Source organism: Xanthomonas campestris pv. asclepiadis (assembly GCF_020784175.1).
Lineage (GTDB): Bacteria > Pseudomonadota > Gammaproteobacteria > Xanthomonadales > Xanthomonadaceae > Xanthomonas > Xanthomonas campestris_D.
Genome location: NZ_JAJGQM010000003.1, coordinates 137,268 through 157,942, shown reverse-complemented (window position 1 = coordinate 157,942; position 20,675 = coordinate 137,268). Strand labels below are relative to the sequence as shown.

The window sequence follows — 20,675 nt, the reverse complement described above, 5'->3', positions numbered from 1 at the left end:
CATCCCATGCCATTGATGAAGTTCAAACCCACCTCTCCCGGCCGTCGTTCCGCCGTGCGCGTGGTTACTCCCGATCTGCACAAGGGCGCACCGCACGCGGCGCTGCTCGACTCGCAGAGCAAGTCCGGTGGTCGTAACCACCATGGCCGCATCACCGTGCGTCACGTCGGTGGTGGTCATAAGCAGCACTACCGCATCATCGACTTCAAGCGCAACAAGGAAGGCATTCCGGCGCGTGTGGAGCGGATCGAATACGATCCGAACCGTACCGCTCATATCGCCCTGCTGTGCTATGTCGACGGCGAGCGTCGCTACATCATCGCCCCCAAGGGCTTGAAGGCTGGCGATCAGGTCATTGCCGGTGCCAACGCACCGATCAAGACCGGCAACACGCTGCCGCTGCGCAACATCCCGGTCGGTACGACGGTCCACGGCATCGAGCTGAAGCCGGGTAAGGGCGCTCAGATCGCACGTGCTGCCGGTGCAGCCGTCCAGCTGGTCGCTCGCGAAGGCATCTATGCCACGCTGCGTCTGCGCTCGGGCGAAATGCGCAAGGTGCCGGTCGAGTGCCGCGCCACCATCGGCGAAGTCGGCAACGACGAGCACAACCTCGAGAAGCTGGGCAAGGCTGGCGCCAAGCGCTGGCGCGGTGTTCGTCCGACCGTTCGCGGTGCGGCCATGAACCCGGTCGATCACCCGCACGGTGGTGGTGAGGCCAAGGCTGGCCAGGGTAATCCGCATCCGGTCACCCCGTGGGGTGTTCCGACCAAGGGTTACAAGACGCGCAAGAACAAGCGCACCCAGCAATTCATCGTCCGCGATCGTAGGGGCTAATCGACCATGGCACGTTCACTCAAGAAGGGCCCGTTCGTCGATCACCACCTTGCAAAGAAGGTGGAGTCCGCTGCGGGTAGCAAGAAGCCGATCAAGACTTGGTCGCGCCGTTCGATGATCCTGCCGGAAATGGTAGGCATCACCATCGCCGTGCATAACGGCAAGAACCACATTCCGGTGCTCGTCAACGAGAATATGGTCGGCCACAAGCTCGGCGAATTTGCCGTCACCCGGACCTTCAAGGGTCACGGTGGCGACAAGAAGTCGAGCAGGTAAGGGAGAGATGACGATGGAAGCGAAAGCAATCCTGCGCACCGCGCGCATCTCCCCGCAGAAGGCCCGCTTGGTCGCTGACCAGGTGCGTGGTTTGTCCGCCGAACGTGCGGTCAATCTGCTGAAGTTCTCGGATAAAAAGGCTGCGCACCTGATCAAGAAGGTTGTGGAGTCGGCGATTGCCAATGCCGAGAACAATCAGGGCGCGGATGTCGACGAGCTGAAGGTCAAGACCATCATGGTTGATGAAGGTCCCTCCCTGAAGCGTTTCATGGCGCGGGCGAAAGGCCGCGGTACCCGCATCCTCAAGCGCACCAGTCACATCACTGTGATTGTCGGCGCCGCCAAGTAAGCGGAAAGGAAAAGACCATGGGTCATAAAGTTCATCCGACTGGAATTCGCCTTGGCATCGCCAAGGACTGGAATTCCAAGTGGTACGCAAACAAGGCCGACTTCGCCGCCTATCTGGCAGCCGACCTGAAAGTGCGTGAAATGCTGCGCAAGAAGCTCGCGCAGGCAGGTATCAGCAAGATCTTGATCGAGCGCCCTGCCAAAACCGCCCGCGTGACCATTCACACCGCCCGTCCGGGCGTGGTGATCGGCAAGCGTGGCGAGGACATCGAAAAGCTGCGCAAAGAAGTGAGCGCGATGATGGGTGTTCCTGCCCACATCAACGTCACTGAAGTGCGCAAGCCGGAGCTGGATGCGCAGCTGGTCGCCGAGTCGATCGCGCAGCAGCTTGAGCGTCGCATCATGTTCCGCCGTGCAATGAAGCGCTCGGTCGGCAACGCGATGCGCCTGGGTGCCCTGGGCATCAAGGTCAATGTGGCTGGCCGCCTCAACGGTGCAGAAATCGCCCGTTCGGAGTGGTACCGCGAAGGCCGCGTGCCGCTGCACACGCTACGTGCCGACATTGATTACGGTTTTGCCGAGGCGTCCACGACGTACGGCATCATCGGCATCAAGGTCTGGATCTATAAGGGTGAGGTCTTCGACTTCTCCCAGGTTGGCCAGGAGAAGCAGGACGACAGCCCGCGCAACGATCGTAACGATCGCGGCGACCGTGGTGACCGTCCTTCGCGCCCGGCTCGTGAAGCGAGGTAACGGCAATGTTGCAACCCAAGCGAACCAAATACCGCAAGATGCATAAGGGCCGTAACGACGGCCTGGCATGGAGCGGAAACGCCGTCAGCTTCGGCGAGTACGGCCTCAAGGCAACCGCGCACGGTCAGCTGACCGCGCGTCAGATTGAAGCAGCACGTCGTACGATCAGCCGCCACGTCAAGAAGGGCGGCAAGATGTGGATTCGTGTGTTCCCCGACAAGCCGATCACCAAGAAGCCGATCGAAGTCCGAATGGGCTCCGGTAAGGGCAACGTGGAGTACTGGGTCGCGCAGATTCAGCCGGGCCGCATGATCTATGAAATCGAGGGTATTCCCGAAGATGTCGCACGTGAGGCGTTCCGCCTTGCCGCCGCGAAATTGTCGGTGACCACCACTTTCGTGACCCGGACGGTGCGCTGATGGATATCAAACAACTCCGCGAGAAGTCGGCTGACGAACTGAAGGCCCACCTGACCGATCTGCGTAAGGAGCAGTTCTCGCTCCGTATGCAGCAGGTCACCGGCCAGCTGCCGAAGACCCACGATACCCGCCGGGTGCGCCGCGAGATTGCTCGCGTCAAGTACCTGCTCGGCAGCACCAAGTAAGGACGGCCGCGATGAGCGACAACAACGAAAAGCAAGCGCTGCGCACGGTCGAAGGCCGTGTCGTCAGCAACAAGATGGACAAGACGGTCACCGTGTTGGTGGAGCGCCAGGTCAAGCACCCGTTGTACGGTAAGTACATCAAGCGCTCGTCCAAGCTCCACGCACACGACGCCGACAATGCCTGCAACGAAGGCGACGTCGTGCGTGTGACCGAGATTGCTCCAATGTCCAAGACCAAGAACTGGCGGGTGGTCGAAATCGTCACCCGTTCGGCCGAATAAGGGAGATCTGAATCATGATCCAGATGCAGAGCTACCTCGATGTCGCCGACAATTCGGGTGCCAAGGAAGTGATGTGCATCAAGGTGCTGGGCGGCTCCAAGCGCCGCTACGCACACATTGGTGACATCATCAAGGTGACCGTCAAGGACGCCATTCCGCGTGGCAAGGTCAAGAAGGGCGAAGTCTACGACGCCGTCGTGGTGCGTACCCGCAAGGGTGTGCGCCGTCCCGACGGTTCGCTGATCCGCTTCGATGGCAACGCCGCTGTGCTGTTGAACAATAAGCAGGAGCCGATCGGGACCCGCATCTTCGGGCCGGTGACGCGCGAGCTGCGTTCCGAGAAGTTCATGAAGATCGTCTCGCTCGCTCCCGAAGTGCTGTGAGCGGAGGACATACACATGGCTAACCGTATCAAGAAGGGCGACCAGGTCGTCATCAACACCGGCAAGGACAAGGGTAAGCAGGGTGAAGTTGTGCGTGTGGACGGCGATCGCGTGATCGTCTCCAATGCCAACGTCATCAAGCGCCACACCAAGCCGAACCCGCAGGCGGGTGTCGCCGGCGGCGTGGTCGAGCGTGAAGCGTCGATCCATATCTCCAACGTCAATATCGTCAACCCGGCAACGGGCAAGGGCGAGCGCGTTGGCTTCAAGGTGCTGGAGGATGGACGCAAATTGCGTGTGTTCCGCTCCAGCGGTGAGGCGCTCGACGCCTGAGGAATGCGATCATGAACACTCGTCTCGAAAAGTTTTACAAGGAAAACGTGGTGCCGGCCCTGATGAAGGAATTCGGCTACACCAATCCGATGGAAGTGCCGAAGCTGGTCAAGGTCACGCTCAACATGGGCGTGGGCGAGGCGGCTACCAACAAGAAGATTCTGGAAAATGCGGTCGCCGACATGTCCAAGATCTCCGGTCAGAAGCCGGTGGTCACCAAGTCGCGCGTTTCGGTCGCATCGTTCAAGATTCGCGACGGTTGGCCGATCGGCTGCAAGACCACCTTGCGTCGCGCCAAGATGTACGAGTTTCTGGATCGTCTGATCAACATCTCGCTGCCGCGCGTGCGCGACTTCCGTGGTGTTTCCGGTCGCTCCTTTGACGGTCGTGGCAACTTCAACATGGGTGTGAAGGAACAGATCATCTTCCCGGAAATCGACTTCGACGCCGTCGACGCGATTCGCGGTATGGATATCGCCATCACCACCACCGCCAAGACGGATGCGGAAGCGAAGGCGCTGCTGGCAGCGTTCAAGTTCCCGTTCCGTAACTGACCGTCGAGGACATCCGAAATGGCAAAGACCTCCATGATCCACCGCGACATCAAGCGTGCAAAGCTGGCAAAGAAATTCGCCGGCAAGCGTGATGCGCTGAAGAAGATTCTCTCCAGTCAGGATGCGTCCTACGAAGAGAAGATCGAAGCGTCGACCAAGTTGCAGAAACTGCCGCGCGATTCGTCGCCGAGCCGCCACCGCAACCGTTGCGAGCTGTCCGGCCGTCCGCGCGGTGTCTACCGCAAGTTCGGTCTGGGTCGCAACATGCTGCGCAAGGCCACGATGAACGGCGACGTTCCGGGCCTGCGTAAGGCAAGCTGGTAACAGCACCACTGGCCGTTCGCGGCCGGCTTGAACAGGATGGTTCTGTTCAACAAGGGAGTCCGACGCAAGTCGGGCTCTTTTGTCGTATACTTCCGCTTCTGTCTTGCCTGCATGGGCTCGGCATGGCGTAAAGGGTCCTGGCCCATCCCCAGGAAAACACAAGATTTTCGCGAAAGCGGATATCGGTGCACTCAAAGGTACTCATATGAGCATGACTGATCCCATCGCCGACCTGCTGGTACGCATCAAGAATGCGGCCGCGGTTGGTAAGCAGACGGTGAAATTGCCGTCGTCCAAGATCAAGGTTGCGATCGCCCAGGTCCTGAAGGACGAGGGTTACATCACCGACCTGCGCGTGACAGCGACCGAGAACAACAAGTCGGAGCTGGAAATCGTGCTGAAGTATTTCGAAGGCCGTCCGGTCATCGAGACCCTGAAGCGTTTCTCGCGCTCGGGTCTGCGCCAGTACCGCGGCAAGACCGAGTTGCCCAAGGTCCTGGGCGGCCTGGGTATCGCCATCATCTCCACGTCGAAGGGCATCATGACCGATGCGCAGGCTCGCGAAGCCGGCGTTGGTGGTGAAGTCCTGTGCTTCGTGGCCTAAGGGAAGGAATCGATCATGTCCCGTGTAGCCAAGAAGCCTGTTTCCCTTCCGAAGGGTGTTGAACTCAACGTCCAGCCCGAGCTGGTCAGTGTCAAGGGCCCGAAGGGCACCCTGAGCCTGCCGAAGCCGGTTGGCGTCGAAATCGCCATCGACGGCGACGTTGCCACGCTGTCGGCCAATGACCCGTCTCAGATCGCCATCACCGGTACCGTGCGCGCCATCCTGGCCAACATGGTCAAGGGTGTGTCCGAAGGCTTCGAGCGCAAGCTCGAGCTGGTCGGCGTCGGCTACCGTGCCGCCATGCAGGGCAAGGATCTGAGCCTGGCGCTCGGTTTCTCGCATCCGCTGGTGTTCGTTGCGCCGGAAGGCATCACGCTGTCGACCCCGACCCAGACCGAAATTCTGGTCCAGGGCGCCGACAAGCAGCGCGTCGGCGAAGTCGCCGCCAAGATTCGCGGTTTCCGTCCGCCGGAGCCCTACAAGGGCAAGGGTGTGAAGTACGCCGGTGAAGTCATCATTCGCAAGGAAGCCAAGAAGGCTTAATGGCGAGTCCCTCGCAAGAGCCCGCACATCCCTGTGCGGACTTTTGACAGGAGCACGCTTTCCCTTCAGCTTCCGTAGGATAAATATCATGAGCATCAACAAGAACATCGCCCGTCTGCGTCGCGCCAAGTCCACCCGTTCGCACATCCGTGAACTGGGCGTCGCTCGCCTGTCGGTGCTGCGCACCGGCCAGCATCTGTATGCGCAGGTCTTCACCGCCGACGGCTCCAAGGTGATCGCTGCGGCGAACACCCTGCAGGCCGACGTCAAGGAAGGCCTGAAGAACGGCAAGAACAGCGATGCGGCCGTCAAGGTCGGCAAGCTGATCGCCGAGCGCGCCAAGGCTGCGGGCATCGAGAAGGTCGCATTCGACCGCTCGGGCTACCGTTACCATGGCCGTATCAAGGCGCTGGCCGACGCAGCTCGCGAAGGCGGCCTGCAGTTCTAAGCACTGCTGCGGATGTGGCCATCGGCCACGTTCGCGTTACCGCCGGCGGGGGAGATGCCGGACCGTCCCGTTCTTTTGCAACGGTGCCGGGAACACAGCGTGACTTCACAACCATAAGCGGCTTCGAGCCGTACATACTCAATCAATCAAGGAATCAAGATGGCAGAAGAACGTGCACCGCGGGGTCGTGATCGCGACCGTAACCGCGAAGAGAAAGTCGACGATGGCATGATCGAAAAGCTGGTCGCGGTCAATCGCGTCAGCAAGACGGTCAAGGGCGGTCGCCAGTTCACCTTCACCGCGCTGACCGTGGTCGGCGATGGCCTGGGCAAGGTCGGTTTTGGTTATGGCAAGGCGCGCGAAGTGCCGGTCGCCATCCAGAAGTCGATGGAGCAGGCGCGCAAGAACCTGGCCACTGTCGATCTGAACAACGGTACCTTGTGGCATGCCGTCAAGTCCGGCCATGGCGCAGCACGCGTCTACATGCAGCCAGCGTCGGAAGGTACGGGCGTCATCGCCGGCGGTGCCATGCGCGCTGTGCTGGAAGCGGTCGGCGTCAAGAACGTGCTGGCCAAGGCGGTTGGTTCGCGTAATCCGATCAACCTGGTCCGTGCAACCCTGAAGGGTCTGTCGGAAGTGCAGTCGCCGGCCCGTGTTGCGGCCAAGCGCGGCAAGAAGGTGGAGGAGCTCAACCATGGCTAAGGACACCAACAAGACCGTGAAGGTGCGCCTGGTGCGTGGCCTGCGTGGAACCCAGTCGCGTCACCGCCTGTCGGTGCGTGCATTGGGCCTGAATAAGCTCAACGATGTGCGTGAACTCAAGGACAGCCCGCAGGTTCGCGGTCTGATCAACACCGTTCACTACCTCGTCAAGGTTGAGGACTAATTTCATGACTTTGCATCTCAATGACCTCAAGCCCGCCGACGGCGCCCGTACCGAGCGCACTCGTGTCGGTCGTGGCATCGGCTCCGGCCTTGGCAAGACCTGCGGCCGCGGCCACAAGGGTTCGTTCGCGCGCAAGGGCGGCGGCAAGATCAAGGCCGGCTTCGAAGGCGGCCAGACTCCGATGCAGCGCCGTCTGCCGAAGATCGGCTTCCGTTCCAAGATGGCGCGTGACAGTGCCGAAGTGTTGTCCTACCAGCTGGACAAGCTGGAAGCCGGTGAGATCGACTTTGCAGCGCTGCGTGCGGCCAATCTGGTCCCGAGCCGCGCCAAGAAGGCGAAGATCGTGCTGAAGGGCGAGCTGAGCAAGAAGTTCGTGCTGAAGGGTGTCGCCGCAAGTGCGGGCGCCAAGGCAGCAATCGAAGCTGCCGGCGGCAGCGTAGAGGAGTAATCGGCAGATGGCGCAGGCTGGCATTGGTAACCTCGGTGGCGGGCTCGGCAAGTTCACGGAACTTCGCCAGCGGCTACTGTTCGTCCTCGGGGCATTGATCGTCTATCGCATCGGCTGCTATGTGCCGGTGCCGGGCGTGAATCCCGATGCCATGCTTTCGTTGATGCAGGCGCAGGGCGGCGGCATCGTGGACATGTTCAACATGTTCTCGGGCGGCGCCCTGCACCGTTTCAGTATTTTTGCGTTGAACGTGATGCCGTACATCTCGGCATCGATCGTGATCCAGTTGGCCACGCACATCTTTCCCGCCCTCAAGGCGATGCAGAAGGAAGGCGAATCCGGCCGACGCAAGATCACCCAGTATTCGCGCATCGGTGCGGTGTTGCTGGCGGTGGTGCAGGGCGGCAGTATCGCGCTGGCACTGCAGAACCAGACCGCGCCTGGTGGCGCTCCTGTGGTGTACGCGCCGGGGATGGGCTTTGTGCTCACCGCAGTGATTGCACTGACCGCCGGCACCATCTTCCTGATGTGGGTGGGCGAGCAGGTCACCGAGCGTGGCATCGGTAACGGCGTGTCGCTGATCATCTTTGCCGGCATCGTTGCAGGCCTTCCGTCGGCGGCGATCCAGACCGTCGAGGCCTTCCGCGAAGGCAATCTGAGCTTCATTTCGCTGCTGCTGATCGTCATCACCATTCTGGCGTTTACGCTGTTCGTGGTGTTTGTAGAACGCGGGCAGCGACGTATCACGGTCAATTACGCGCGCCGCCAGGGTGGTCGCAATGCGTACATGAACCAGACCTCGTTCCTGCCGCTGAAGCTCAACATGGCAGGCGTGATTCCGCCGATCTTCGCCTCCAGCATCCTGGCCTTCCCGGCCACGCTGTCGATGTGGTCGGGTCAGGCGGCGTCCGGCAGTGGCGTGGGTTCGTGGCTGCAGAAGATCGCCAATGCGCTCGGGCCGGGCGAGCCGGTGCACATGCTGGTGTTTGCGGCGCTGATCATCGGGTTTGCGTTCTTCTATACCGCGCTGGTGTTCAACTCGCAGGAAACCGCCGACAACCTCAAGAAGTCGGGTGCACTGATTCCGGGCATCCGTCCGGGCAAGGCGACGGCTGACTATGTGGACGGCGTGCTGACACGTCTGACCGCGGCCGGTTCGCTGTACCTGGTGATCGTCTGCCTGCTGCCGGAAATCATGCGCACGGAGCTGGGCACCTCGTTCCACTTCGGTGGTACGTCGTTGCTGATCGCCGTGGTGGTGGTGATGGACTTCATTGCGCAGATCCAGGCGCATCTGATGTCGCATCAGTACGAGAGCCTGCTGAAGAAGGCCAACCTCAAGGGTGGCTCGCGCGGCGGGCTGGCGCGCAGTTAAGTCTCGCGGGCAGTTAGGTGGTACACTAGATCTTCATTGCGTGAAGACGGCCTGGTTCCCGGGCCACGATCTTCCGATCAGAAGGGCGGCTCGCGCGACGTCTCGCGCGCGGGTGTGACGAGGTGGTCCTGTGCGGGAGTAGTACAGGCGATTCGGAGCAGTTTTCTGGATCAACATCGTCCGGCGCCGGAGCGAGGGCACACTCCCCACGCCGGGTCCATGGAACTTCTGGTTCCACGGGCTTCAAAGCAATCCGAGGCCTTGCTACAATTCCGAGTTCACTTTTGATCCATCCTGCCGGATGGCGCCTGGGCGCTGTCGGGCCATCACTCAGTTGGAGAATCGCGTCATGGCGCGTATTGCAGGCGTCAACCTGCCAGCCCAGAAGCACGTCTGGGTCGGGTTGCAAAGCATCTACGGCATCGGCCGTACCCGTTCGAAGAAGCTCTGCGAATCCGCAGGCGTTACCTCGACCACGAAGATTCGTGATCTGTCCGAACCCGAAATCGAGCGCCTGCGCGCCGAAGTCGGCAAGTATGTCGTCGAAGGCGACCTGCGCCGCGAAATCGGTATCGCGATCAAGCGACTGATGGACCTGGGCTGCTATCGCGGTCTGCGTCATCGCCGTGGTCTCCCGCTGCGTGGTCAGCGCACCCGTACCAACGCCCGCACCCGTAAGGGTCCGCGCAAGGCGATCAGGAAGTAAGGGATAGATCATGGCAAAGCCAGCAGAAAAGAAAACGAAGAAGAAGATCAAGCGCGTCATCACTGACGGCGTCGCTCACGTCCACGCTTCGTTCAACAACACCATCGTCACCATCACCGATCGCCAGGGCAATGCACTGTCGTGGGCTACGTCCGGCGGTGCCGGTTTCCGTGGTTCGCGCAAGTCGACCCCGTTCGCTGCTCAGGTTGCCGCCGAAAAGGCTGGCCGCGCTGCGCTCGACTACGGCGTGAAGTCGCTGGAAGTACGTATCAAGGGTCCGGGTCCGGGCCGTGAGTCGGCCGTGCGTTCGTTGAACAACGTGGGCTATAAGATCACCAATATCATCGACGTGACGCCAATCCCGCACAACGGGTGCCGTCCGCCGAAGAAGCGTCGCGTCTAAAGGGAGCGATAAGAAATGGCTCGTTATATCGGTCCTACCTGTAAGCTCGCCCGCCGCGAAGGCGCCGATCTTTCCCTCAAGAGCCCGGCGCGTGCGCTGGACTCCAAGTGCAAGCTTGAGCAGAAGCCCGGCCAACACGGCGCGGCTCGCAAAGGCAAGCTCTCCGACTACGCTACCCAGCTGCGTGAAAAGCAGAAGGTCAAGCGCATCTACGGGTTGCTGGAGCGTCAGTTCCGCAACTACTACAAGAAGGCCTCGACCAAGAAGGGCAACACCGGCGAGAACCTGCTGCAGTTGCTGGAAACCCGTCTGGACAACGTCTGCTACCGCATGGGCTTTGCCGTCACCCGTCCGGCCGCGCGCCAGCTGGTGTCGCACCGTGGCGTGCTGGTCAATGGCAAGTCGGTGAATCTGGCTTCGTACCAGATCAAGGCTGGCGATGCGATCACGCTGTCGGAAAAGGCACAGAAGCAGCTCCGCGTGCAGGAAGCCCTGACCGTGGCTGAGCAGCACGACATGACGCCGTCGTGGGTCGAAGTCGATTCGAAGAAGTTCAGCGGCGTGTTCAAGGCCGTTCCGGATCGCGCTGACCTGCCTTCGGATATCAACGAAGCGCTGATCGTCGAGTTGTATTCGAAGTAATTCACATTGGAGAGCCTCCGGCACCGCCGGAGGTTCGCAGGAGACCCCGCAACATGACGGTTACCGCCAACCAGGTTCTGCGCCCCCGTGGTCCGCAGATCGAACGTCTTACCGACAATCGCGCAAAGGTCGTGATCGAGCCCTTGGAGCGCGGTTACGGGCACACGCTGGGCAATGCCCTGCGTCGTGTGCTGTTGTCGTCGATCCCGGGTTTTGCGATCACCGAGGTCGAGATCGACGGCGTGCTGCACGAGTACACCACGGTCGAAGGGCTGCAGGAAGACGTGCTTGACGTCCTGCTCAACCTGAAAGACGTGGCGATTCGTATGCATAGTGGCGACAGCGCGACGCTGTCGTTGTCCAAGCAGGGTCCGGGCACGGTCACTGCGGCCGACATCAGGACCGATCACAACGTCGAGATCATCAACGGCGACCACGTGATCTGCCACCTGACCAAGGACACGGCGCTGAACATGCGCCTGAAGATCGAGCGTGGTTTCGGCTACCAGCCGGCCGCCGCACGTCGTCGTCCGGACGAAGAGACCCGCACCATCGGTCGTCTGATGCTGGACGCGTCGTTCTCGCCGGTGCGTCGCGTTGCCTATGCCGTGGAAGCTGCGCGCGTTGAACAGCGCACCGACCTCGACAAGCTGGTGATCGATATCGAAACCAACGGCACCATCGATGCCGAGGAAGCCGTGCGCACCGCCGCCGACATCCTCAGCGATCAGCTGTCGGTGTTCGGCGATTTCACCCACCGCGATCGCGGTGCAGCCAAGCCGGCTGCCAGCGGCGTGGATCCGGTGCTGCTGCGCCCGATCGACGACCTCGAGCTGACCGTGCGTTCGGCCAACTGCCTGAAGGCCGAGAGCATCTACTACATCGGCGATCTGATCCAGAAGACCGAAGTGGAACTGCTCAAGACCCCGAACCTCGGCAAGAAGTCGTTGACCGAAATCAAGGAAGTGCTGGCACAGCGTGGCCTTGCACTGGGCATGAAGCTGGAGAACTGGCCGCCGGCCGGTGTCGCCCAGCACGGCATGCTTGGTTAATGCATCACCGCATGGGCGTCTTCGGGCGCCCATGCTGTTTTTTTACATCGACGGGCCAGAGCCCGCGGTGACATCCGGTCAAGGGACGGCCGGCTCGGACCAACCGCAGTCCATTCAACAGCGCCAGGAAGGCGACAACGTCTCTCAAGCAGTCTCAACATTCCTTAGGAAATCACACTCATGCGTCACCAGAAATCCGGCCGTAAATTCAACCGCACCAGCGCGCACCGCGAAGCCATGTTCCGCAATATGGCCGCTTCGCTGTTCAAGCACGAGCTGATCAAGACCACCTTGCCGAAGGCCAAGGAACTGCGTCGCGTCGCCGAGCCGCTGATCACCATCGGCAAGGTCGATGGCGTTGCCAATCGTCGTCTGGCGTTTGCTCGCCTGCGCGACAAGGAAGCAGTGGGCAAGCTGTTCGTCGAACTGGGCCCGCGTTACGCGACCCGTCCCGGCGGCTACCTGCGCATCCTGAAGGCCGGCTTCCGTGCCGGTGACAATGCGCCGATGGCGTATGTCGAGCTGGTCGACCGTCCGGTCGTCGCCGAGGAAGTGGCCGAGTAATCGGTTTGCTCTTCGCAAAGATTCTCGAAAAGCCCGGCTAGCGCCGGGCTTTTTTATGGCCGGTCCCGGACCATGTCGGTCGATTTTGGTGCCAGTGTTTCAGCGGCAGCGCGGCGACGTGCATGGCTCAACCACGATCAGGCACGCCCCCGCAAGAGTGACCGTCTCCGGGCAGCGCCGCGCGGTCTGCAGGCTGGCGCATGACTGTCGACCTGCATGGCTGCACCGGGCCTGCCGCCAGGCGACCTGCCCGATGCAGCCATCCGTGGTCACCGCGGCAGCGATGGCTGATAATCGGGCATTCGATCCTAGGCAAGCGGTAGCGATGAATCCATTTCGTTGGGGTTTCCGGGCGCAGTTTCTGCTGGGCTTTCTTGCCTGCGCAGGACTGCTTGCCTACGCGATCTATGTGCAGCTGCATCTTGGGCTGGAGCCTTGCCCGCTATGCATCTTCCAGCGGATCGCGTTTGCGGCGCTGGCGGTGTTGTTTCTGCTGGGTGCGTTGCATGGGCCGCGCGCAGCGGGCACGCGCAAGGTCTATGGCGTGCTGAGTTTTGTCGCCGCCGGCGTGGGCATGGGCATCGCGGCGCGGCATGTCTGGGTGCAGATCCGGCCCAAGGACATGATGTCGTCGTGCGGGCCGCCGTTGAGCTTCCTGAGCGAGACGATGGGCCCGTTCGAAGTGTTCCGCACCGTGCTGACCGGCACCGGTGACTGCGGCAATATCGATTGGCGCTTCCTGGGCCTGAGCATGCCGATGTGGAGCATGCTGTGGTTCGTGGGCTTGGCGCTGTGGGCGCTGTATGCCGGGTTCAGGCAGCGTGGTCCGCGCAAACTATTCTGATCGTTTCGTTCCGGCGGTTGCCGGCGCCCGAGATTTCTGGAGTTCATGATGTCCGCTTCCCCTCATTCGTGCCTCAACCAGGCGGACCCGTGGTCGCCGCAGAGTTGGCGGCAGCGCCCGGCGTTGCAGATGCCGGTCTACCCGGACGCCGTTGCGCTGGAGCACACCTTGGGTGAGTTGCGGCAGTTGCCGCCGCTGGTGACCTCGTGGGAAATCTTCGCGCTCAAGCGCCAGTTGGCGGAGGCACAGGAGGGCAAGCGCTTCCTGCTGCAGGGCGGAGATTGCGCCGAGAATTTCAGCGATTGCGAATCAGGCACGATCTCCAATCGCTTGAAGGTGCTGCTGCAAATGAGCCTGGTGCTGGTGCACGGCCTGCACCTGCCGGTGGTGCGGGTGGGGCGCTTTGCCGGGCAGTACGCCAAGCCGCGTTCGGCCGACACCGAAACCCGCGACGGGGTGACCTTGCCGAGCTACCGTGGCGATGTGATCAACGCGCCGGCCTTCACCGAAGCGGCGCGCGTGCCGGATCCGCAGCGCATGATCACCGCGCATTCGCGCTCGGCGATGACGATGAATTTCGTACGCGCCTTGATCGACGGCGGCTTTGCTGACCTGCACCATCCCGAATACTGGAATCTGGATTGGGTGGGGTATTCGCCGCTGGCGGCGGACTACCAGAAGATGGTGGCATCGATCGGCGATGCGGTGCGCTTCATGGAGACCTTGTCCGGCGCAGAGGTCTACAACCTCAATCGCATCGACTTCTACACCTCGCACGAGGCGCTGTTGCTGCCGTACGAGGAAGGCCTGACCCGTCAGGTGCCGCGCCAGTGGGGCTGGTTCAACCTGAGCACGCATTACCCATGGATCGGCATGCGCACCGCCGCGCTGGACGGCGCGCATGTGGAATATCTGCGTGGCGTGCGCAATCCGATTGCGATCAAGGTGGGGCCGTCGGTGCAGCCGGATCAGCTGTTGCGCCTGATCGATGTGCTCAATCCGGAAGACGAACCTGGCCGCCTGAGCTTCATCCATCGCATGGGTGCGGCGCAGATCGCCGAAAAGTTGCCGCCGCTGCTGGACGCGGTCAAGCGCGACGGGCGTCGGGTGTTGTGGGTGTGCGATGCGATGCACGGCAATACCGAAAGCACCGGTAACGGCTATAAGACACGACGTTTCGACAATGTCCGCAGCGAGGTCGAGTTGTCGTTCGATCTGCATGCGGCCGCCGGGACGCGGCTGGGCGGGGTGCATCTGGAACTGACCGGCGAAGACGTCACCGAATGCACCGGTGGTGCGCGCGAGCTGACCGAGCGCGATCTGGAACGCGCCTATCGCTCCAGCGTGGACCCGCGCCTGAACTACGAGCAGTCGCTGGAAATCGCAATGGCGATCGTGCGTAAGCAACAGCAGGTGGCGTCGCAACCGCTGGGCGCGTGATGTCACCGTGCGCATGACGTGATGCTCATGCCGCGTGCGGCATGATGCTGCAGCCATCCCTCTTTCCCCCCACAGGAGGAACGGTTTGACTGCCGATTGGAACGTCATCCGCGAATATGCAATCCCGCTTAGTGCCGCGCTGCTGGCGGGCATCGTCACCTGGTCGCTGATGCTGTGGCTGTTTCGCCGCATGCAGGGCCGCGACTATCGCCGCGCACGCATCATTCGCGTGGTCACGCTGCCGGCTGCCTTCATCCTGCCGCTGCTGTTTCTGGGGGTCGCCACCGAAGCGACGCCGCTATCCGGCAAGGGGCTGGCGGCAATGCAGCATCTGCTGCACGTCGGCATCGTCGGCTGCGTGACCTGGTTGTTGGTGCGCGCGGTCGCCGCCGGCGAGATGGCGATCCTGCGCAGCAACCCGATCGAGGTGTCCGACAACCTCACCGCGCGGCGCATCCAGACCCAGACACGCGTGCTGAGCCGGGTGGTGATGGGCGCGGTGATCCTGCTCGGCATCTCGGTGGTGCTGCTGACCTTTCCGCAGGTGCGCCAGATCGGCAAAACGCTGCTGGCCTCGGCCGGCATCATCGGCCTGGTAGCCGGTATCGCGGCCAAGCCGGTGTTCGGCAACCTGATCGCCGGCCTGCAGATCGCCCTGACCCAGCCGATCCGGCTGGACGATGTGGTGATCGTGGAAGGCGAATGGGGCCGCATTGAGGAGATCGGCAGCTCGTATGTGGTGGTGCGGATCTGGGACGAGCGGCGCATGGTGGTGCCGTTGACCTGGTGGATCGAGCATCCGTTCCAGAACTGGACGCGCAGCAGCGCCGATCTGCTCGGTACCGCATTCCTGTGGCTGGATTACCGCACGCCGATCGCGGCGGTGCGCGCCGAACTGGAGCGTATCTGCAAGAGCGAGCCGCTGTGGGATGGACGCGTATGCGTGACCCAGGTGACCGAAACCAGCGAGAGCACGATCCAGGTGCGCCTGCTGGTGAGCGCGCGCAATTCCGGCGATGCGTTCGATCTGCGCTGCATCAGCCGCGAGCGCATGATCGACTTCCTGACCCGCGAGCACCCTTACGCACTGCCCAGGATCCGCGCCGAAATTGCCGCGCAGGAAAAGCCACCCCTGCGTGCCGCCGCGCCGATTGTCCAGGAGAGCGTGCGCTCGCCCGGTGCTGAAGACGGCGAGCCTGCGACTACGGTGTAGCTGCGGGCGCGGCCGCAGGCGCGCTGGGCGCAGTCGGCGCGTAGCGGGGCGCAACACGCGCCTTGCTGCGTTGCTCATAGGCGTAAGCCAGTTCGATCAGGCGCGGCTCGCTCCAGGCGCTGCCCATGAACAACAAGCCCAGCGGCAGGCCCTGGGTCTGTCCCATCGGCACGCTCAGGCTGGGATAACCGGCAACCGCGGCCGCGCCATAGCCGGCTCCGGGAAAGGTGTCACCCTTGGCCAGGTCGGTGACCCAGGCAGCACCGGTGGTCGGCACGATCAGCGCATCCAGGCGATTGGCCTGCAGCGCGGCGTCGATGCCTTCCGGCCCGGCCAACCGTTTGGCAGTGGCGCGGGCCGTGAGATACGCGGCATCGTCCAGTCCGGCCGCGGCCTGCGCCTGCTCGAACAGCTCCTGCCCGAAGTAGGGCATCTCGCGCTGCGCGTGGCTGCGATTGAAGGCGATCAATTGCTCCAGGCTCGACACCGGTGCGGCGTGGCTGCGCAGATACGCGTTCAGGCCGGCCTTGAACTCGACCAGCAAGACCGTTTGCTCGGCGGCATCCCACTGGCCATCGGTTGCTAGACTGGTTTCGATCACGGTGGCGCCGGCGGCGCGCAGCGTCTGCACGGCGCGCTCGAGCGTGGCGGCAATGGCCGGATCTTCGCGCAACGGATTGCGTAGCAGGCCCAGACGGGCGCCGCGCAGGCCATCGGGCCTGAGATGCGCCAGATAGTCCGGTGTGGACGTCGGTGCAGTGCGCGCCGCCGGATCCTGCGGGTCGGGCGCGGCGATCGCCTGCAGCACGGCGGCCGCATCGGCGACGCTGCGCGTCATCGGACCGGCGGTGTCCTGGCTGGCCGAGATCGGAATGATGCCGTCGCGGCTGACCAGGCCCACGGTCGGCTTGAGCCCGACCAGGCCGTTCACCGAGGCCGGGCAGGTGATGCTGCCGTCGGTTTCGGTGCCGATGCCGACCGTGGCCAGGCTGGCGGCGATCGCCGCGCCGGTGCCGGTACTGGAGCCGCAGGGATTGCGATCCAGCGCATACGGATTGCGGGTCAGCCCGCCGCGTGCGCTCCAGCCGGAGCTGGACTTGGTGGAGCGGAAATTGGCCCACTCGCTCAGGTTGGTCTTGCCCAGGATCACCGCGCCAGCGGCGCGCAGGCGCTGCACCAGAAACGCATCGCGGCCCGGCCTGAAATCGGCCAGTGCCAGTGAGCCGGCGCTGTTGACCATCGGCAGCGCATCAATGTTGTCCTTGAGCAGCACCGGAATGCCATGCAGGGGCCCGCGCACGTGGCCGGCACGGCGTTCGGCGTCCAATGCACGTGCGTCGGCTTCGGCTTGCGGATTGAGTTCGATGATCGCGTTGAGGGTGGGGCCGGCGCGATCGATGGTCGCCACGCGCTGCAGATACGCGCGGGTCAGATCCAGGCTGCTGGTCTTGCCGGATGCCATGCGCGCCTGCAGGCCGATAATGTCGGCATCGCGCAGATCGTCGTGCCTGACAGTGGCTGCGTTGGCGTTGGCGTTGGCGTTGGCGTCGGCAGGCGTCAGGCCGTTGGCATGCGCACAGCCGCAAAGCGCAAGCAGCAGCGCGAAGGACAAGGTGGTGGATCGCATTGGCGGTCTTCCCCGGAGGACTGTTCGCAGGCTAACGGCGCTGCGTCGGGGTGACAATGTGTATGACGTGCCCGCAGACGGGCAGGGTGCGTCAGCGACGTCGGCGCTTGACCAGGTCACGTGCCAGCACGCCGACCACGATCAGATTGATTGCCAGCACGCCCCAGGCGGTCCAGCCGGGATGGCGGACGATGGCGTAGATATCGAAGGGCAGATAGATGGCCGCCGACAGGCAGCCCAGCAGCGACGCCCAGGCCTTGGCACGCCACAGACCCCAGGCTTCCACGACGTGCAGCAGGCCGTAGGCCAGCATGGCGGCAGCGGCCAGATGGACGGCGTCGGGACTGATGGTCTTGAGCAGCGACGGCAGTGCGCCGTGGTCGGGATCCAGACTGAAGCGGCGGATCAGTGTGCTGACCGCGTTCTGCAGCGGGAGCGGGCCCAGAATTTCCAGGCCCGTCGCCGCCAACAGCGCAAGCGCGCCCTTGACCGCCTCTAGCAAGGCGATCGCGTGCAGCCCCGGATGCGCGCGCGGATCCGGGCTGTAGGGCGTGTTGCTCACGACTGTGGGCGAGTCAGCAACTCAGCCCGAACGGCCAGAGCGCTTGCGGTCGCTTTCGGTCAAGCCCTTCTTGCGCAGACGGATTTCCTTCGGGGTGACTTCGACCAGCTCGTCGTCCTCGATGAAGTCCAGTGCCTGCTCCAGCGTGTACTTGATCGCCGGGGTCAGCTTGATCGCATCGTCCTTGCCCGAGGCGCGCATGTTGGTCAGCGGCTTGGTCTTGATCGCGTTGACGGTCAGATCGTTGTCCTTGGAGTGGATACCGACCAGCTGACCTTCGTACACGTTGTCGCCTTCAGCAGCGAACAGACGGCCACGCTCTTCCAACGGCCCCAGCGCATAAGCAGGGGTGGCGCCGGCAGCATTGGCAATCATCACGCCGTTCTGGCGCTTGGCGATCGCGCCCTGTTCCTTCGGGCCGTAATGGTCAAACACGTGGAACAGCAGGCCCGAGCCCTGGGTCAGGGTGCGGAATTCGTTCTGGAAGCCGATCAGACCACGCGCCGGGATCATGTAATCCAGGCGAACGCGGCCCTTGCCATCCGATTCCATGTTCTTCAGCTGGCCCTTGCGGCTGCCCAGCTTTTCCATCACGCCGCCCTGGTGCTGTTCTTCGATGTCCACCACGAGCTGTTCGATCGGCTCCATCTGCTTGCCGTCGATCTCCTTGATGATCACTTCCGGACGCGACACGGCCAGCTCGTAGCCTTCACGACGCATGTTTTCGATCAGCACCGACAGATGCAGTTCGCCACGGCCGGACACCAGGAATTTGTCGGCGTCGGAACCTTCCTCGACCTTCAGTGCCACGTTGTGCACCTTCTCGCGGTCCAGACGGTCGCGCAGCTGGCGGCTGGTCAGGAACTTGCCGCCGGACAGGTCCTTGTTGCCGGCGAACGGCGAGTTGTTGACCTGGAAGGTCATCGAGATCGTCGGCTCATCGACGGTCAGTGCCGGCAGCGCTTCCGGGGTGTCGAGCGCGCACACGGTGTCTGAAATGGTCAGCTCCGAGACGCCGGAGATGGCCACGATGTCGCCGGCCTCGGCGGTGTCCTGCTCGATGCGCTCCAGACCCAAAAAGCCCAGCACCTGCAGCACCTTGCCCTGACGCTTCTTGCCTTCGCGGTCGACCACGCTGACCGGCATGTTCTTCTTCAGCACGCCGCGCTGGATGCGGCCGATGCCGATCACGCCGACGAAGTTGTTGTAGTCGAGCTGGCTGATGCGCATCTGGAACGGGCCGTCCGGATCCACGTCCGGTGCCGACACATGCTGCATGATCGCTTCGTACAGCGGGGTCATGTCGCCGTCGCGCACGCTCGAATCCAGGCTGGCGTAGCCGTTCAATGCGGAGGTGTAGACGATCGGGAAGTCCAGCTGCTCGTCGGTTGCGCCGAGCTTGTCGAACAGGTCGAACACCTGGTCGATGACCCAGTCCGGGCGTGCGCCGGGACGGTCGATCTTGTTGACCACCACGATCGGCTTGAAGCCCATCGCGAACGCCTTCTGGGTCACGAAGCGGGTCTGCGGCATCGGGCCGTCCATCGCGTCGACCAGGATCAGCACCGAATCCACCATCGACAGCACGCGCTCGACTTCGCCACCGAAGTCGGCGTGTCCCGGGGTGTCGACGATGTTGATGCGGTTGCCGTTCCAGGTGATGGCCGTGTTCTTGGCCAGGATCGTGATGCCACGCTCCTTTTCCTGGTCGTTGCTGTCCATCACGCGCTCAGCCAGCACGGTGCGTTCGGACAGGGTGCCGGACTGCTTCAGCAGGCAGTCGACGAGGGTGGTCTTGCCATGGTCAACGTGCGCGACGATGGCGATATTGCGGAGTTTTTCGATAGACATGCGGAAAGGGCCCCTGTCTGGCGCCAGTCTTGAGATGAGGTAAGCCCGACATTATAGCGGTTTCGTTGCCGTGCCGTTGCGTTCGGCCGCCACGCAGTCCAAAACGCCCATTCAGCTTGCCGGGGCACCCCCGACGATGGTCCAACCTGCACGGTCGCCTGCACGGCCGGGTGTATTCTAATGGGCTGTCATACACCCTGAAACCTGCAAGGATTTCCATGTCCCTGATTGCCCATTTCGACACCATCCGCGGCCCGATCGTGGTCGAGCTGTTCGCCGACAAGGCCCCGCTGACCGTCGCCAACTTCGTCAACCTGGTCCAGCGCGGCTTCTACAACGGCCTGAGCTTCCACCGCGTCATCGCCGACTTCATGATCCAGGGCGGCTGCCCGGAAGGCTCCGGCCGCGGCGGCCCGGGCTACCGTTTCGAGGATGAAGCCAACAACGGCGTCGGCCACGATCGCGGGGTGCTGTCCATGGCCAATGCCGGCCCCAACACCAATGGCAGCCAGTTCTTCATCACCCATACCGCCACCCCGTGGCTGGACGGCAAGCACACCGTGTTTGGCAAGGTCACCCAGGGCCTGGACGTGGTCGATGCCGTCGCCCAGGGAGATGTGATCAACAAGGTGACGATCGAAGGCGATACCGACGCCGTTCTGGCCGCCAAGGCCGACCGCGTCGCGGAGTGGAACAAGATCCTCGCCGCCTGATGGCTTTCCCCCGAACGGCCGCCCTGTGCGGCCGTTCGTTTGTCATTGCGCGCCGCCAGGCCTT

At 62.8% G+C, this 20,675-nt stretch carries 30 protein-coding genes; 27 read left to right on the top strand and 3 right to left on the bottom strand.

Annotated elements, in window-relative coordinates; translation table 11 throughout:
- Positions 1-6: 6 nt before the first annotated feature.
- From rplB to LL972_RS02590, 26 genes are all read left to right on the top strand, one after another.
- Positions 7-834, top strand: coding sequence for a 50S ribosomal protein L2 (gene rplB, locus LL972_RS02715; protein WP_003486715.1), 828 nt, complete (start codon positions 7-9; stop codon positions 832-834).
- A gap of 6 nt (positions 835-840) precedes the next feature.
- Entirely contained in the window at positions 841-1,110 is a 270-nt protein-coding gene (gene rpsS, locus LL972_RS02710) for a 30S ribosomal protein S19 (protein WP_005993369.1), read from the top strand.
- A gap of 13 nt (positions 1,111-1,123) precedes the next feature.
- Positions 1,124-1,459, top strand: coding sequence for a 50S ribosomal protein L22 (gene rplV / locus LL972_RS02705; RefSeq protein WP_002811686.1), 336 nt, complete (start codon positions 1,124-1,126; stop codon positions 1,457-1,459).
- Positions 1,460-1,476: 17 nt separating this feature from the next.
- The gene (gene rpsC / locus LL972_RS02700) at positions 1,477-2,211 is read left to right on the top strand and encodes a 30S ribosomal protein S3 (RefSeq protein ID WP_102252623.1); all 735 of its coding nucleotides are present in this window, start codon (positions 1,477-1,479) and stop codon (positions 2,209-2,211) included.
- Positions 2,212-2,216: 5 nt separating this feature from the next.
- Positions 2,217-2,630: a 50S ribosomal protein L16 gene (rplP, locus tag LL972_RS02695; protein ID WP_006450637.1), complete on the top strand. Its 414-nt coding sequence runs from the start codon at positions 2,217-2,219 to the stop codon at positions 2,628-2,630.
- Positions 2,630-2,815, top strand: a complete 186-nt coding sequence (gene rpmC / locus LL972_RS02690) for a 50S ribosomal protein L29 (protein ID WP_006450638.1) — start codon at positions 2,630-2,632, stop codon at positions 2,813-2,815. The genes rplP and rpmC overlap by 1 nt, the downstream gene beginning before the upstream one ends.
- Positions 2,816-2,826: 11 nt before the next feature.
- On the top strand, positions 2,827-3,096 hold the full coding sequence (gene rpsQ / locus LL972_RS02685; RefSeq protein WP_016900663.1) for a 30S ribosomal protein S17: 270 nt from the start codon (positions 2,827-2,829) through the stop codon (positions 3,094-3,096).
- A 14-nt stretch (positions 3,097-3,110) separates the two neighbouring features.
- On the top strand, positions 3,111-3,479 hold the full coding sequence (rplN, locus tag LL972_RS02680) for a 50S ribosomal protein L14 (protein ID WP_003486699.1): 369 nt from the start codon (positions 3,111-3,113) through the stop codon (positions 3,477-3,479).
- 15 nt (positions 3,480-3,494) lie between these two features.
- Positions 3,495-3,812, top strand: coding sequence for a 50S ribosomal protein L24 (gene rplX / locus LL972_RS02675; RefSeq protein ID WP_003486696.1), 318 nt, complete (start codon positions 3,495-3,497; stop codon positions 3,810-3,812).
- Positions 3,813-3,823: 11 nt separating this feature from the next.
- A complete protein-coding gene (gene rplE, locus LL972_RS02670; RefSeq protein ID WP_010371090.1) occupies positions 3,824-4,366 on the top strand; it encodes a 50S ribosomal protein L5 in 543 nt (180 codons plus the stop codon).
- An 18-nt stretch (positions 4,367-4,384) separates the two neighbouring features.
- On the top strand, positions 4,385-4,690 hold the full coding sequence (gene rpsN, locus LL972_RS02665) for a 30S ribosomal protein S14 (RefSeq protein ID WP_228326282.1): 306 nt from the start codon (positions 4,385-4,387) through the stop codon (positions 4,688-4,690).
- 205 nt (positions 4,691-4,895) lie between these two features.
- A complete protein-coding gene (gene rpsH / locus LL972_RS02660; RefSeq protein ID WP_010371096.1) occupies positions 4,896-5,294 on the top strand; it encodes a 30S ribosomal protein S8 in 399 nt (132 codons plus the stop codon).
- Between the two features lie 15 nt (positions 5,295-5,309).
- The gene (gene rplF / locus LL972_RS02655; protein WP_228326281.1) at positions 5,310-5,837 is read left to right on the top strand and encodes a 50S ribosomal protein L6; all 528 of its coding nucleotides are present in this window, start codon (positions 5,310-5,312) and stop codon (positions 5,835-5,837) included.
- Between the two features lie 88 nt (positions 5,838-5,925).
- Positions 5,926-6,285 carry a 50S ribosomal protein L18 gene (gene rplR / locus LL972_RS02650; RefSeq protein WP_016900655.1) on the top strand — a complete coding sequence of 120 codons (360 nt, stop codon included), beginning with the start codon at positions 5,926-5,928 and terminating at the stop codon, positions 6,283-6,285.
- A gap of 159 nt (positions 6,286-6,444) precedes the next feature.
- Positions 6,445-6,987 carry a 30S ribosomal protein S5 gene (gene rpsE, locus LL972_RS02645; protein WP_003486682.1) on the top strand — a complete coding sequence of 181 codons (543 nt, stop codon included), beginning with the start codon at positions 6,445-6,447 and terminating at the stop codon, positions 6,985-6,987.
- A complete protein-coding gene (rpmD, locus tag LL972_RS02640; RefSeq protein ID WP_024938563.1) occupies positions 6,980-7,171 on the top strand; it encodes a 50S ribosomal protein L30 in 192 nt (63 codons plus the stop codon). Before rpsE ends, rpmD begins: the two co-directional genes overlap by 8 nt.
- 4 nt (positions 7,172-7,175) lie before the next feature.
- A complete protein-coding gene (gene rplO / locus LL972_RS02635; protein ID WP_016900650.1) occupies positions 7,176-7,619 on the top strand; it encodes a 50S ribosomal protein L15 in 444 nt (147 codons plus the stop codon).
- Positions 7,620-7,626: 7 nt separating this feature from the next.
- Complete coding sequence (secY, locus tag LL972_RS02630; RefSeq protein WP_228326280.1) at positions 7,627-8,994, top strand: preprotein translocase subunit SecY; 1,368 nt, start codon at positions 7,627-7,629, stop codon at positions 8,992-8,994.
- Between the two features lie 349 nt (positions 8,995-9,343).
- A complete protein-coding gene (rpsM, locus tag LL972_RS02625) occupies positions 9,344-9,700 on the top strand; it encodes a 30S ribosomal protein S13 (RefSeq protein WP_003486672.1) in 357 nt (118 codons plus the stop codon).
- 10 nt (positions 9,701-9,710) lie between these two features.
- A complete protein-coding gene (rpsK, locus tag LL972_RS02620) occupies positions 9,711-10,103 on the top strand; it encodes a 30S ribosomal protein S11 (protein WP_003486671.1) in 393 nt (130 codons plus the stop codon).
- 15 nt (positions 10,104-10,118) lie between these two features.
- Complete coding sequence (rpsD, locus tag LL972_RS02615) at positions 10,119-10,745, top strand: 30S ribosomal protein S4 (RefSeq protein WP_002811641.1); 627 nt, start codon at positions 10,119-10,121, stop codon at positions 10,743-10,745.
- A 53-nt stretch (positions 10,746-10,798) separates the two neighbouring features.
- Entirely contained in the window at positions 10,799-11,797 is a 999-nt protein-coding gene (locus tag LL972_RS02610) for a DNA-directed RNA polymerase subunit alpha (protein ID WP_002811635.1), read from the top strand.
- 180 nt (positions 11,798-11,977) lie between these two features.
- Entirely contained in the window at positions 11,978-12,361 is a 384-nt protein-coding gene (gene rplQ / locus LL972_RS02605; RefSeq protein WP_003486665.1) for a 50S ribosomal protein L17, read from the top strand.
- Between the two features lie 325 nt (positions 12,362-12,686).
- Positions 12,687-13,205 carry a disulfide bond formation protein B gene (locus LL972_RS02600; protein ID WP_228326279.1) on the top strand — a complete coding sequence of 173 codons (519 nt, stop codon included), beginning with the start codon at positions 12,687-12,689 and terminating at the stop codon, positions 13,203-13,205.
- A 48-nt stretch (positions 13,206-13,253) separates the two neighbouring features.
- Positions 13,254-14,645 (top strand): class II 3-deoxy-7-phosphoheptulonate synthase, encoded by a 1,392-nt coding sequence (locus LL972_RS02595; RefSeq protein ID WP_228326278.1) that lies wholly within the window; start codon positions 13,254-13,256, stop codon positions 14,643-14,645.
- Positions 14,646-14,730: 85 nt separating this feature from the next.
- A complete protein-coding gene (locus LL972_RS02590; protein ID WP_228326277.1) occupies positions 14,731-15,858 on the top strand; it encodes a mechanosensitive ion channel family protein in 1,128 nt (375 codons plus the stop codon).
- Here the strand turns inward: LL972_RS02590 and LL972_RS02585 are convergent.
- The 3 genes from LL972_RS02585 to typA form a co-directional block, all read right to left on the bottom strand.
- Complete coding sequence (locus tag LL972_RS02585; protein ID WP_228326316.1) at positions 15,848-17,470, bottom strand: amidase; 1,623 nt, start codon at positions 17,468-17,470, stop codon at positions 15,848-15,850. The two genes, LL972_RS02590 and LL972_RS02585, sit on opposite strands and share 11 nt — an antisense overlap.
- 106 nt (positions 17,471-17,576) lie before the next feature.
- Positions 17,577-18,047 carry a DUF2127 domain-containing protein gene (locus LL972_RS02580; protein ID WP_228326276.1) on the bottom strand — a complete coding sequence of 157 codons (471 nt, stop codon included), beginning with the start codon at positions 18,045-18,047 and terminating at the stop codon, positions 17,577-17,579.
- A 21-nt stretch (positions 18,048-18,068) separates the two neighbouring features.
- A complete protein-coding gene (typA, locus tag LL972_RS02575) occupies positions 18,069-19,898 on the bottom strand; it encodes a translational GTPase TypA (protein ID WP_104532911.1) in 1,830 nt (609 codons plus the stop codon).
- A 218-nt stretch (positions 19,899-20,116) separates the two neighbouring features.
- Here typA and LL972_RS02570 point away from each other — a divergent pair, with 218 nt between their 5' ends.
- Entirely contained in the window at positions 20,117-20,611 is a 495-nt protein-coding gene (locus LL972_RS02570; RefSeq protein WP_228326275.1) for a peptidylprolyl isomerase, read from the top strand.
- The last annotated feature ends 64 nt before the right edge of the window (positions 20,612-20,675 follow it).